General features: G+C 73.8%; 12 protein-coding genes, 1 pseudogene and 1 riboswitch. Of the genes and pseudogenes, 12 read left to right on the top strand and 1 reads right to left on the bottom strand.

Annotated features, from left to right (window positions below):
• Positions 1–45: 45 nt before the first annotated feature.
• From B5P21_RS06400 to B5P21_RS06355, 12 genes are all read left to right on the top strand, one after another.
• A complete protein-coding gene (locus B5P21_RS06400) occupies positions 46–1332 on the top strand; it encodes an FAD-binding protein (RefSeq protein ID WP_045528599.1) in 1287 nt (428 codons plus the stop codon).
• A 114-nt stretch (positions 1333–1446) separates the two neighbouring features.
• A complete protein-coding gene (locus B5P21_RS06395; RefSeq protein ID WP_045528600.1) occupies positions 1447–1716 on the top strand; it encodes a mycoredoxin in 270 nt (89 codons plus the stop codon).
• Between the two features lies 1 nt (position 1717).
• Entirely contained in the window at positions 1718–3187 is a 1470-nt protein-coding gene (locus tag B5P21_RS06390) for a maltokinase N-terminal cap-like domain-containing protein (RefSeq protein WP_045528601.1), read from the top strand.
• A 527-nt stretch (positions 3188–3714) separates the two neighbouring features.
• A complete protein-coding gene (locus tag B5P21_RS16545) occupies positions 3715–3888 on the top strand; it encodes an LPXTG cell wall anchor domain-containing protein (RefSeq protein ID WP_045528606.1) in 174 nt (57 codons plus the stop codon).
• Between the two features lie 101 nt (positions 3889–3989).
• Entirely contained in the window at positions 3990–6155 is a 2166-nt protein-coding gene (locus B5P21_RS06385) for a S9 family peptidase (RefSeq protein WP_094170934.1), read from the top strand.
• A gap of 14 nt (positions 6156–6169) precedes the next feature.
• Positions 6170–6469: a hypothetical protein gene (locus tag B5P21_RS06380; RefSeq protein ID WP_133064172.1), complete on the top strand. Its 300-nt coding sequence runs from the start codon at positions 6170–6172 to the stop codon at positions 6467–6469.
• Positions 6470–6496: 27 nt separating this feature from the next.
• A riboswitch (TPP riboswitch) is annotated at positions 6497–6588 on the top strand.
• Complete coding sequence (gene thiM, locus B5P21_RS06375; protein WP_045528612.1) at positions 6579–7412, top strand: hydroxyethylthiazole kinase; 834 nt, start codon at positions 6579–6581, stop codon at positions 7410–7412. It overlaps the preceding riboswitch by 10 nt.
• Positions 7409–9658, top strand: a complete 2250-nt coding sequence (locus B5P21_RS06370) for a bifunctional hydroxymethylpyrimidine kinase/phosphomethylpyrimidine kinase (RefSeq protein ID WP_094170933.1) — start codon at positions 7409–7411, stop codon at positions 9656–9658. Before thiM ends, B5P21_RS06370 begins: the two co-directional genes overlap by 4 nt.
• A 177-nt stretch (positions 9659–9835) precedes the next feature.
• The gene (locus B5P21_RS06365; RefSeq protein WP_094170932.1) at positions 9836–10726 is read left to right on the top strand and encodes a cupin domain-containing protein; all 891 of its coding nucleotides are present in this window, start codon (positions 9836–9838) and stop codon (positions 10724–10726) included.
• A 112-nt stretch (positions 10727–10838) separates the two neighbouring features.
• On the top strand, positions 10839–12218 hold the full coding sequence (locus B5P21_RS06360) for an MFS transporter (RefSeq protein ID WP_045528618.1): 1380 nt from the start codon (positions 10839–10841) through the stop codon (positions 12216–12218).
• Positions 12219–12258: 40 nt separating this feature from the next.
• Complete coding sequence (locus B5P21_RS16805) at positions 12259–12435, top strand: hypothetical protein (protein ID WP_158385395.1); 177 nt, start codon at positions 12259–12261, stop codon at positions 12433–12435.
• Positions 12436–12489: 54 nt separating this feature from the next.
• Entirely contained in the window at positions 12490–12696 is a 207-nt protein-coding gene (locus B5P21_RS06355; protein ID WP_094170931.1) for a hypothetical protein, read from the top strand.
• A gap of 72 nt (positions 12697–12768) precedes the next feature.
• On the opposite strand, the pseudogene B5P21_RS06350 reads toward B5P21_RS06355, so the two are convergent.
• Positions 12769–12969, bottom strand: a pseudogene (locus tag B5P21_RS06350) (hypothetical protein); the annotation flags it as partial.
• Between the last annotated feature and the right edge of the window lie 199 nt (positions 12970–13168).

The raw sequence follows: 13168 nt of genomic DNA, 5'->3' as shown, positions 1-13168 counted from the left end.
CAAGCTGGAGACGACGGCGTCCGATGGCGGGCGCGAGGAGGACGCATGACCGACACCATCGAGCAGGGCACGGCGGGCACCAACTGGGCCGGCAACTACGCGTACAAGGCGGACGAGGTCCGCACGCCGACGAGCGTCGAGGAGCTGCGGGACATCGTCCGCGACGCTCCCCGGATCCGGGTCCTCGGATCCCGCCACTCGTTCAACGACATCGCCGACTCGGAGGTGCTGGTCTCGCTCGCCGAGCTGCCGGCCGACCTCGTGATCGACCGCGACGCCAGCACCGTCACGTTCTCCGCGGGCCTCGCCTACGGGAAGCTCGCCGAGCTGCTCGGCGAGGAGGGCCTCGCGATCCACAACCTCGCGTCGCTGCCGCACATCTCGGTCGGCGGCGCCATCGCGACGGCGACCCACGGATCCGGCATCGGCAACGGCAACCTCGGTACGGCCGTCGCGGCCCTCGAGATGATCACGGCCGACGGCGAGACCGTCACGTACCGCCGCGGGGACGACGACTTCGACGGCGTCGTGGTGGGCCTCGGCGCGCTCGGCGTGGTCACGCGCGTCACCCTCGACGTCGAGCCGGCCTACCTCGTGCGCCAGCGCGTCTTCGAGGGCCTCTCCTGGGACGCGTTCGACGAGAACCTCGAGGACGTCTTCGGCGGCGCCTACAGCGTCAGCGTCTTCACGCGCTTCGGCGAGGCCACCGACCAGGTGTGGCTGAAGAGCCGGGTGCAGCTCGACGTCGACGGCCAGCCCGAGGACGAGGTCGTCGTGGCCGACTACTTCGGGGCGCCCGCCGCCACCGAGGAGCGCCACCCCATCCTCGGCATCGACCCCGTCAACAGCACGTCGCAGCTCGGGGTCGTGGGCCTCTGGTCCGACCGGCTCTCGCACTTCAAGATGGGCTTCACGCCGAGCGACGGCGAGGAGATCCAGTCGGAGTTCCACGTGCCGCTCGACCGGGCCGTCGAGGCCGTGCGGGCGCTGCGCGGCATGGGCGACCGGATCCGCCCGATCCTCCTCGTGTGCGAGCTGCGCGCGGTCGCCGAGGACCGGCTGTGGCTGAGCCCCCAGTTCGGGCAGACGACCATCGGCCTGCACTTCACGTGGAAGCGCGACCAGGCGGCCGTCGAGGCGGTGCTCGTCGAGCTCGAGGCGGCGATCCGGCCGTTCGGCGCGCGCCCGCACTGGGGCAAGGTCTTCACCGCGACCGCGGCCGACATCGCCCCGCTGTACCCGCGATCGGGCGACTTCCTGGCCCTCGCGGAGCGCCTCGATCCCGCGGGCAAGTTCCGCAACGCCTGGTTCGAGCGCTCCCTCCTCGGATGACGCGCATCCGCCCCTGACCGGGACCGCACCCGGGGATCCGCGCCGCGCCGGTGCACGCCGTCGGCGCGCCGCGATCCCGGGTCGGCGTGGAGAACGGCGCGTAGGGTGAGGACCATGGCGCCCGAGACCTCCTCCTACGTACCTGCCCCCGGGCGGATCACGATGTTCTCCACCACCTGGTGCGGCTACTGCCGCCGGCTGAAGTCCCAGCTCGACACGGCCGGCATCGGCTACGACGAGGTGGACATCGAGCAGGTGCCCGGCACCGCGGAGCTCGTGGAGGCCATCAACGGCGGCGACCAGACCGTCCCCACCGTGCTGTTCCCCGACGGCTCGTCCGCCACCAACCCGTCGCTCGCCGACGTGACCGCGAAGGTGGCCTGACATGCAGCACCACGACCTCAGCGTCATCCCCGACTTCCTCGCCGCGTGGATGCGCGAGCAGCGCTGGTTCGCCTCCAAGGGCACCGAGCCGCGCCTCGAGCGCATCGGCGGCTGGAGCTTCAGCGACGAGGGCTGGTTCGCCCGCATAGAGACGCACCTGATCATCGACCACGGCAGCGCGAAGCCCGTGCTGTACCAGGTGCCGCTCACCTACCGGCAGGCGCCGCTGGAGGAGCTGAAGCCCTTCCACATCGGCACCACCGTCGAGGACGACGGCGTCGAGCTGCACGTGTACGACGGCCCGCACGACCCCGCGTACGCGTGGGCGCTCATCCGCACGATCCTCGACGACCGCGAGGCCGACGTCGACGAGACCTCGCTCGGCGCGACCGCGCGCGGGCAGCGCCAGCCGGGCGTGGAGATCGCGACCGTCGTCGGATCCCACGTGCTCTCGGGCGAGCAGTCGAACACGTCGATCATCTACGACATGGTCTCGGCCGACGGCCACGCCGTGAACCCGATGATCGTCAAGGTCTTCCGCGCGCTGCACCACGGCGAGAACCCGGACGTCGTGCTCCAGTCCGCCATCGCGGGCGCCGGATCCCGGCTCGTGCCGCAGACCATGGGCAGCGTGCTCGCCCAGTGGAGCGACTCCGGCCGCGAGGAGGGGCGCGCCGTCGGGCACGTCGCCTTCGCGCAGGAGTTCCTGCCCGGCGTCACCGACGCGTGGCGGGTCGCGCTCCGCGCCGCCGAGGCCGACGCCGACTTCCAGGCCGAGGCCCGCGCGCTCGGCGAGGCGACCGCCGACGTGCACGCCACGCTCGCCGCCGCGCTCCCGACCGTCGAGGCCACGCCCGAGGTCATCGAGGGGATCATGGTCAGCTTCCGCCGCCGCCACGCGACGGCCGAGCGCGAGGTCCCCGAGATCGCCGCCTTCCACGACGCCATCGCGAGCGTGTACGACGCCGCCGAGAGGGGCGAGTGGCCGAAGCTGCAGCGGATCCACGGCGACTACCACCTGGGACAGGTGCTCTCGGTGCCGAACCGCGGCTGGGTCCTCCTCGACTTCGAGGGCGAGCCGATGCGGCCGATGCACGAGCGCTCGCTCGCCGACGTGACGCTCCGCGACGTCGCCGGCATGCTCCGCTCGTTCGACTACGTCGCGGGCTCCTACGCGCTCGCGCACCCCGGCAAGACCGCGGCCGCGTGGGCGTCCGCCGCCCGCCGCGCGTTCGTCGACGGCTACATCGCCCGCTCCGGCACCGACCTCCGCGCGAACCGGGCCCTCCTCGACGCCTTCGAGATCGACAAGGCCGTCTACGAGGCGATCTACGAGGTCCGCAACCGCCCCGGATGGCTGTCGATCCCGCTGCAGGCGGTCGCGCGCCTCGCCACCCGCTCCAGCACGCTCGGCGCGGCGACGACGCCGGGCGCGACCGGGCCGCGCGAGGCGGGGCCGATCACCTCCTGACCGCGCGCTCGCACCCGGCGCCAAGAGCAGCTCGACCGACCTGTGCTCTTCTGGCGCGCGAACACTGAATCGCCTCTATCTTCCACGAGTGGCGACCACGCCGCAGGGAGCGGCATCCCGTGGTCGCCGAGAAGAGGCAGTCATGAGGATGAAGAGCACCATCTTGAGCATCAGTGCCGTCGGTCTGTTGACCCTGGGCTTGCCGACCCCCGCACGAGCTGAGGTCCTCGACCAATAGGGAGAGCAGCCGACCACCTACTGCTCGTCCTCAGTGGGGTGCCACATGGATCACGGGCGCGCCGTGCACACCACCTACGGCCCCCGACTGACGTTGCACGAGCAAGCCCTCCAGCGTCGCTGCTACCTGCGGCTCGCGGGAACGGGATTCGCCGGTGCAGGCGGCGTGATGACGGGGAACTGGCTCGCTGTCCTCGGGGCGGCGTTCAACGGAGGAGAAGCACTCGAGGGGGTGTGCAGTGATTTCTGGAACGCGACGTCGAGATTCAGGCACTGAGGGGAAGGGGCAGATGTTCGGACAGATCCTCCTCACCCTCGTGGGCATCGGATTGATCCTCTTGTCGATCCCGTACGGAGCGACTGACGCGGCGGGCAGCTGGTGGGGTGTGCTCGGTGGCGCGCTCATCGTCGTGGGTGCCGTGATCGTCGCGGTCCGGCGGCGACGACCACGACCGGAGGACTGAGACGCGGAGGAGCCTCGGGCGGCAGCAGGGCGCCGGACAGGGGGCATGCGCACCTTCGGACCGCATCGAAGGTGCGCATGCCCCGTCGGTAGGCTGACGGGATGACCGACCCCGCCGTCCCGGCCGTCTCCTCCCCCGCATCCGACTCCCCCTCCACCCCTCCCGTCGCGGAGCAGCGGCCCATCGAGCGCACGTTCCACGGCGACACGTTCGTGGACCGCTACGAGTGGCTGCGCGACAAGGACGACGCCGCGGTCATCGCGCACCTCGAGGCCGAGAACGCGTACACGGAAGGCGCGACCGCGCACCTCGAGCCGCTGCGCGAGCGGATCTTCACGGAGATCAAGGACCGCACGCAGGAGACCGACCTCTCGGTGCCCGTCCGCGAGGGCGACTGGTGGTACTACGCCCGCACCGTCGAGGGATCGCAGTACGCGATCCGCTGCCGCCGTCCCGTGGCCGGCCCCGACGACTGGACCCCGCCCGCCGTCGAGCCCGCCGCCGACGGCGCCGCGATCCCCGGCGAGCAGGTGCTCCTCGACTCCAACGCCGAGGCGGAGGGCCACGAGTTCTTCTCGCTGGGCGCGTTCGAGGTCAGCCCGGACGGGTCGCTCCTCGCCTACTCGACCGACACCGAGGGCGACGAGCGGTTCACGCTCAAGGTCCGCGACCTCGCCACGGGCGAGGACCTGGCCGACGAGATCTCCGGCACCAGCCACGGCGCCACCTTCTCGGCGCACGGCGACCACCTCTTCTACGTCACGGTCGACGACGTCTGGCGCCCCGACACCGTCTGGCGCCACCGCGTCGGGAGCCCCGCGTCCCAGGACGTGAAGGTGTTCACCGAGCCCGACGAGAGCTACTTCGTCGGCTTCGGCATGACGCGCAGCCGGCAGTACCTCGTGATCGAGGTGGGCTCGAAGATCACGACCGAGGTGCTGCTGCTCGACGCGGGTGACCCCACGGGTTCGTTCCGCCCGGTGTGGCCGCGCCGCCACGGCGTCGAGTACGACGTCGACCACGCGGTCATCGACGGATCCGACCGGCTCCTGATCCTGCACAACGACGGCGCCACCAACTTCGAGCTCGTCGACGTGCCGGCCGACGACCCGACCTCCACGACCGACCGCCAGGTCGTCATCCCCCACGACGACGAGGTGCGCCTCGAGGACGCCAGCGCGTTCGCCGACCACCTCGTGATCTCCTACCGCCGCGAGGGCCTCACGCGCGTCGGCGTGATCCCCTTCGACCGCGTCCTCGACGGCGAGCAGCTGCACGAGATCGCGTTCGACGAGCCGATCTACACGGTCGGCACCGCGGGCAACCCGGAGTTCGCGCAGCCCACCGTGCGCCTCGGCTACACGAGCCTCGCGACCCCGGCCACGACCTACGACTACGTGCTCGCGACGCGCGAGCTGCGGCTCCTCAAGCAGCAGCCCGTGCGCGGCGGCTACGACCCCGACGACTACGTGCAGACCCGCGAGTGGGCGACCGCGGAGGACGGCACGGAGATCCCGCTCTCCGTGGTCTACAAGCGCGGCCTCGTGCACCCCGGCACGCCCGCGCCCCTGCTGCTCTACGGCTACGGCTCGTACGAGGCGAGCATCGACCCGTCGTTCTCCATCGCCCGGCTGTCGCTGCTCGACCGCGGCATGGCGTTCGTCATCGCGCACGTGCGCGGCGGCGGCGAGATGGGCCGGCGCTGGTACGACGAGGGCAAGACGCTCACCAAGAAGAACACGTTCACGGACTTCGTCGCGGCCGCCGACCGCCTCATCGCGCGCGGGTGGACGAGCCCGGAGAATCTCGTGGCCGAGGGCCGCAGCGCCGGCGGCCTGCTGATGGGCGCGGTCGCGAACATCGCGCCCGACCGGTTCGCCGGGATCCTCGCGGGCGTGCCGTTCGTGGACGCGCTCACGAGCATCCTCGACCCGTCGCTGCCGCTCACCGTGATCGAGTGGGACGAGTGGGGCGACCCGCTGCACGACCCCGAGGTGTACGCGTACATGAAGTCCTACACGCCGTACGAGAACGTGCGCGAGGGCGTCGAGTACCCGCGGATCCTCGCGGTCACGAGCCTCAACGACACGCGCGTGCTCTACGTCGAGCCCGCCAAGTGGACGGCCCGCCTCCGCGAGGCCGGCGCGCCCGTGCTGCTGCGCACCGAGATGCAGGCCGGCCACGGCGGCAAGTCAGGCCGCTACGACGCGTGGCGAGAGCGCGCCTCCGACTACGCGTGGGTGCTCGACGTGGCGGGGCTCGCTTGAGGCGCGTCGCCGCCGTGTCGCCATCCCGATCCTGGGCCGTGCTCTCCGCCCTGCTGATCGGCGCGGGCATGGCGGCGGCGGTGACCGCGGGTCTCGGCTACCTCACCCGCTACTCGATGTTCGACGCCCTCTACGGGGAGATCGACACGTCGCTGTACCTGCGGATCACGGGGATGACGTCGTTCGAGAAGGCGGCGATCCTCTGCGGCCTCGCCGCCGCGCTGATCGGCCTCGTCGTCGCGGTCGCGCGGTCCGTCGCCCTGCGCCGTCGGCGAGCACGTGGGGCCGCACGCGGAGGCGACCGCCGGGAGTAGGTGCGCTCGCGCGCTCCCCCTAGGGTGGTCCCTGACACGGGGTGCCCATGAGGGCTGAGATGAGACCCGTCGCACCTGCTCCGGTTCGCACCGGCGGAGGGATGTCATCATGAGCGCTGCGCGCCCGTCCACGGAACACGTCACGGGAGCGGGGGCCGGACCGTCGTCGGCCGACCTGCTCCGCCTGCTGCGGGAGCGCCAGCCGCTCGTGCAGTGCATCACGAACGCGGTTGTCACCGGCTTCACCGCGAACGTCCTCCTCGCGCTGGGCGCCGCGCCCGCGATGACGGACGTGCCGACCGAGGCGGGGCCGTTCGCGCGCATCGCGTCGGGCCTGCTCGTCAACCTCGGCACGCCGCACGCGGAGCAGCGGGAGGCGACGGTCGAGGCCGCGCACGCGGCGCGCGAGGCGGGGACGCCGTGGGTGCTGGATCCCGTCGCGGTCGGGGCCCTGCCGGTGCGGACGCGGCTCGCGCACGAGCTCGTGGCGCTGTCGCCGACCATCGTGCGCGGCAACGCGTCGGAGGTCATCGCGCTGGCGACCGGCGGCGCGGGCGGCCGCGGGGTCGACGCGACCGACGAGGTGGAGGCGGCGCTCGACGCCGCGGCGCTGCTCGCGCGCACCTTCGGGACGGTCGTCGCGGTGTCCGGGCCCGTCGACCACCTCACCGACGGGACGCGGCTCGTGCGCGTGCGCACGGGCGACGCGCTCCTCACGAGGGTCACCGGCGGCGGCTGCGCGCTCGGCGCGGTGATGGCGGCGTTCGCGTCGCTGGACCCGGATCCGCTGCGGGCCGCCGTCGCCGCGACGAGCGTCTACACGATCGCGGCGGAGGTCGCCGCGGAGGGGGCGCGCGGTCCCGGATCCTTCGCGGTCGCGCTGCTCGACGCGCTCGACGCCGTCACCCCCGAGCTCGTCGCCCAGCGCGAGCGCCTCGCGTGAGCGGCATCGACCTCTCCGTCTACCTCGTCACCGACCCCGCGCTGTGCGGGGCGCGCGGCGTGCCCGCGGTCGTCGCCGCGGCGGTCGCGGGCGGGGCGACGGCGGTGCAGATCCGCGACAAGCACGCGAGCGCGGCCGAGCTGCTGGCGACGGTGGTCGCCGCGGCGGACGCGATCGACGCGCACTCCGCCGCGCATCCGTCAGCGCCCCGGCCGGTGCTGCTCGTCGACGACCGCGTCGACGTCGTCCTCGCGGCGCTCGCCCGCGGTGTGCGCGTGGACGGCGTGCACGTGGGCCAGTCGGATGTGCCCGCCGACCTCGTGCGCCGGATGCTCGACGCCGCGAGCCCCGACCGCCGCCTGGTCGTGGGCCTCACCGCGAACACCCCGGCGCACGTGGAGGCGGTGCGCGCGCTCCCCGTCGGCACGGTCGACTACCTCGGCGTCGGCGTGATCCGCCCCACGACCACCAAGCCCGACCACCCGACGCCGCTCGGGCACGACGGGTTCGGGATCATCGCAGGCCTCTCGCCCATCCCGTGCGTCGCGATCGGCGGGGTGGACGTACGAGACGTGGACGCGATCGCCGCGGCGGGCGGCGCGGGGACGGCCGTCGTGTCGGCCGTGTGCGCGGCGGAGGATCCCGAGGCGGCGGCGCGCGAGCTCGCGGACGCGTGGGGGCGGGTGCGCGCGGCGGCCGGCGATGCGGCGGAGGTCGATGACGCCGCGGAGGTCGCGGATGTCGCGCCCGCTCCCGCGCTCCGCCCGGTCCCCCGCGTCCTCAGCATCGCCGGCACGGATCCCACGGGCGGGGCCGGCATCCAGGCCGACCTCAAGTCCATCGCGGCGAACGGCGGCTACGGCATGGCGGTCGTCACGGCGCTCGTGGCGCAGAACACGACGGGCGTGCGCGAGATCCACGTGCCGCCCGTGGCGTTCCTGCGGGCGCAGCTCGACGCGGTGTCCGACGACGTCGCGATCGACGCCGTGAAGATCGGCATGCTCGGATCCGCCGCCGTGGTCGACGAGGTGGCGGACTGGCTGCGCGCGGTGCGGCCGCCGGTCGTGGTGCTGGATCCCGTGATGGTCGCCCAGTCCGGCGACGCCCTCCTCGACGCCGACGCGACCGACGCGCTCCGCCGCCTGCTGCCGCTCGCCGACGTCGTCACCCCGAACCTGCCGGAGCTCGCCGCGCTCCTCGGCGAGCGCGAGGCCGACGGGTGGGAGGCCGCGCTCGCGCAGGGCCGGGCCCTCGCCGCGCGGCACGGCGTCCGCGTCATCGTCAAGGGCGGGCACCTCCGCGTCGACGACTGCCCGGACGCGCTCGTGACCCCGGGCGCGGCCGGCGCGGATCCGACGACCCACGTGGTCGACGGGCCGCGCATCGCGACGACCAGCACGCACGGCACCGGCTGCTCCCTCTCCAGCGCGCTCGCGACCCTGCAGCCGCGCCGCGGCGACTGGCTCGCCGCGCTGACGGAGGCGAAGGCGTGGCTCACCGGATCCCTCGCGCACGCGGAGGCCCTCGAGGTGGGCGCGGGCGCCGGTCCGCTCGACCACCTGCGCGCGCTGTGGGACGCGGCCGGCACGCACGCCGGGCCGATCTCCGCGGAGATGTGGGCGGGATCCGCCGACCTCCGCCGCGAGATCGACGACCTCCCCTTCGTCCGCCGCCTCGGCGACGGCACCCTGCCCGAGGCGTGGTTCTCGCACTACCTCGCGCAGGACGCGATCTACCTCCGGGCCTACTCGCGCGTGCTCGCCCGGGCGAGCCAGCTCGCGCCGACGCCGGACGCGCAGGTCGTGTGGGCGCGCGGCGCCGCCGACGCGATCGCGGCGGAGTCGGCGCTGCACGAGGAGTGGCTGTCCCGGCATCCCGCGCCGATGGTCGCCGGCCCGGTGACGCGCGCCTACGTCGACCACCTGCTCGCGCACGCCGCGACGAGCGACTACGCGGTGCTCGTCGCGGCGCTGCTGCCCTGCTTCACGATCTACGCGGACGTGGGCGCGCGGCTGCGGGCGGCGGGATCCGCGGCGGCAGCCGCGGGCGACGCGCACCCGTACGCGGCGTGGCTGGCGACGTACGCGGATCCGGCCTTCGCCGCCGCCACCCGGCGCGCGTGCGAGCTGGTGGACGAGGCGGCGGTGAGCGCGGGCCCCGGCCGGCGTGCCGCGATGCTCGAGGCGTCGCGCCTGTCCTCCGCGTACGAGCGCGACTTCTTCCGCGCCCCGGAGGCGCTCGGCTGAGGCGCTCTGCTGAAGCGCTCGGCTGGGCCGGGACGCGCATCCGCCCGCCCCTGGGGACGCCCCGGCCCCCTCCCCGCCGCCCCCGCGGGAGGATGCCCGTGCCCCGACGCGACCACCGCGCCGGGGCTCCCCGTTCCACGACCCGGGCACCCGCGTGCCCGACAGAGAGGACACCGCATGCGCGTCCAGGCCGAGACCCGCGCCATCACGATGCCCGCCGACCAGGTCACGGGCGAGGTCCACCTCCGCTGGCTGTCGACCCCGCAGGCGCCCGAGCAGCGCGCGGTCGTCGCATCCGTCTCCTTCGCGCCCGGCGCCCGCACCGTGTGGCACTCCCACGTGCTCGGCCAGACGCTGCACGTGACCTCCGGCGTCGCCCGCGTGGGCACGCGCGACGGCGGCGTCGTCGAGGTCGGGCCCGGCGGATCCGTGTACATCGACGCCGGCGAGGAGCACTGGCACGGCGCCACGGCCCACGCGCCGATGGAGCACATCGCGGTGCTGGAGGACGGCGACGACCCGGTCGACGCGACCACCTGGGGCCCGCACGTGACCGACGAGGAGTTCCTGCGGCCCGCCGCCCCCGCGTCCGTCGCGGCGCCGACCGCCACCCCGGCGGCCGCGCTCCCCGTGCCGCTCGGCGCGCCCGTGCTCGTCCACGCGCTCCGCTACACGGCCATGTTCGGCGAGAAGCCGTTCGACGAGGCGCTGCTGGTCTACCTCGACAACGGCTCGTACAAGATCCTCTCGCCCGGCGAGGAGCACTACGGCAACTACGTGTCGACCGCGGGGACGGGCGTCGCGCCCCGCCACGTCGCCTTCCTGTCGTGGCCGTCGGACGACTGGCACCGCAACGTCGCGAGCCACACGCTCACCTTCGCGGAGGACACGGGCGCCTTCATCCAGTCGCTCGTGCTCCCGGGCGACGCGGTGCCCCGCGCGCAGCACGGCTTCGCCGAGGTGGTCGCGAATCCCGAGCAGTTCGACATGACGGCGTCGTGGGACGCGCTGCGGGTCACGCACGCGGCGTCGTTCGAGCGCCTGGCGGAGCGGGTCCGGCAGCTCTGACGTCCCGGGGCGGGCTGCGGCCCGCCCCGGCGCTACGCTCGTCCCACCGCGAGCGCCTCCTCCTCCCCGCGAGGCGCGCGACCGCCCGAGCGCCCTCCCGGAAGCCAGGACCATGACCACCACCTCCCCGCCGCGCACGCGCGCCCAGCGCCTCGACGGACTCCCCTGGACCCGCGCCCACTCCCGCATCCTCGGCGGCAGCGGCGTCGGCTGGGCGCTCGACGCGATGGACGTCGGGCTCATCTCGTTCGTCATCGCGCAGCTGGCCGTCGTGTGGGAGGCGGACGCCGGGCAGCTCGGCCTCGTCGCGTCCGCCGGGTTCCTCGGCATGGCGATCGGGGCGAGCGTCGGCGGCCTGGTCGCCGACCGCATCGGCCGCCGCCAGGTGTTCGCGCTCACGCTGCTCGTCTACGGCGTGGCCACGGGCGTCTCGGCGCTCGCGTTGTCCGTGGGCGCGCTCATCGCGCTCCGCTTCGTGGTCGGCCTCGGGCTCGGCGCCGAGCTGCCGGTCGCGTCCACGCTCGTCAGCGAGTTCTCGCCCGCCCGGATCCGGGGGCGCGTCATCGTGATCCTCGAGTCGTCGTGGGCCGTCGGCTGGACGGCGGCCGCGCTCATCGGCTACCTCGTGATCCCCGCGAGCGACGACGGCTGGCGCTGGGCGCTCGCGCTCGGCGCCGTGCCCGCGGTGTGGGCCATCGTCGTGCGGCTGCGCCTGCCGGAGTCGGTGCGGTTCCTGGAGGGGAAGGGCCGGCACCGGGAGGCGGAGCGCGTGGTGCGCGACCTCGAGGTGGCGGCGGGGGCGGATCCCGCGACGGACGGTGCCATGGGTTCGACGGCCGAGGCCCGGATCGCGTACGCCGCGGTCGGCAGCGAGACCGCCGCGGCCGCCCCCGACGCCGGACCCCGCGAGCGCCTCTTCGGCGCGCGCCTCCGCCGCCGCACGCTCTCGCTCTGGATCGTGTGGTTCTGCGTCAACTTCGCCTACTACGGCGCCTTCATCTGGCTGCCGACGCTGCTGGTCGCGCAAGGCTTCTCGCTCGTGCGGTCGTTCGAGTACACGCTGCTCATCACGCTCGCGCAGCTGCCCGGCTACGCGGTCTCCGCCTGGCTCGTCGAGCGGTGGGGGCGGCGGGTCACCCTCGCCGTCTTCCTCGCCGGATCCGCCGTCTCGGCCGGCCTCTTCGGCACCGCGGACTCCGTGACGGCGATCCTCGTGTTCGGCGCCCTCATGTCGTTCTCGAACCTCGGCGCGTGGGGCGCGCTCTACGCCGTGACGCCCGAGCTCTACCCGACCCGGGTGCGCGCGACGGGCGCGGGCAGCGCCGCGGGCTTCGGTCGCCTCGCCTCGATCGCCGCGCCGCTGTGCGTGCCGCCGCTCCTCGCGCTCGGCGGCGTCGCACTCCCGTTCGGCGTCTTCGCGGCCGTCTTCGCGCTGGCTGCCGTCGCCGCGCTCACCCTGCCGGACCTCCGCGGCGCGGCCCTCGAGGACTGAGCCGGCGGTACGCTCGCCTGGACCCACCCGAGGAGCTGCCGTGGTCCCCATGATCCTGATCTACGTGGTGATGCCTGCCGTCGTCGTCCTCATCGTCTTCGCCGTCATCGGCACCTCCCGCTCGAATCCCACGCAGGACGCCCAGGACGCCGTGGCCCGCGAGCGCCGCGCTGCCCGCAGGGCCGAGCGGGCGCGAAGGAAGGCCGAGCGCGGCTGAGCGGCACTGGGGAGCGTCCGCACCCCGCCCGCGTCCGCCGCGCATCCTGGGCGCATGCCCCAGTACAGCGCCCGCCGTGCCCTGCGGGACGCGGCCATCCTCACGGCCTTCGTCCTCGTGTCGCAGCTGATCGTGGTGCCCCTGGTCGGCGGAACTCCGACGATGGAGCATCTCGCCGCGGCGCTCGTAGGCGCCGCCGTCGTCTTCCCCGCCGCCTATCTCATTCGGCGGGCTGCGGAACGGCGACGTCGGGACGACTAGCGTCCGCCGCACGCACGACGCCCCCGCGACCAGCAGGCCGCGGGGGCATAGTCGTCGAGCGGATCGCGACAGCTACGCGGCCAGCGCCTCCTCGAGGAGGTGCGAGAGCGCGTCGAGCTGCACGGACGTGGATCCGGCCTCGTCGAAGTCCTCGCCGTCGAGCGCGCGCGCCGCGAGGCCCGCCTTGCTGTCGATGAGCTCCGCGATCTTCGCGTCGATCGTCTGCGCCGCGATGATCCGCCACGCGGTGACGGGCTCCTCCTGGCCGATGCGCAATGCTTTCGCGACCAGCAGGTGGGCGGCTCCGGCCGCCGACCTGCCTGAGTCGCGAAGCGCCTTTCGAAGGGCCGAGGCCGCCTGACAGCCTCGCAGTACTTCTCCGCATCTCCACTCCGGTAGCGCACCTCGATGACTGGCGCCTACCGCTGTGGACAAGTCACACCCGCCGGGCAACGCGCGAGGATCATTCGCT

This window comes from Clavibacter michiganensis subsp. insidiosus (assembly GCF_002240565.1).
Taxonomy (GTDB): Bacteria; Actinomycetota; Actinomycetes; order Actinomycetales; family Microbacteriaceae; genus Clavibacter; species Clavibacter insidiosus.
This window is presented reverse-complemented; position numbering and strand designations above follow the sequence as displayed.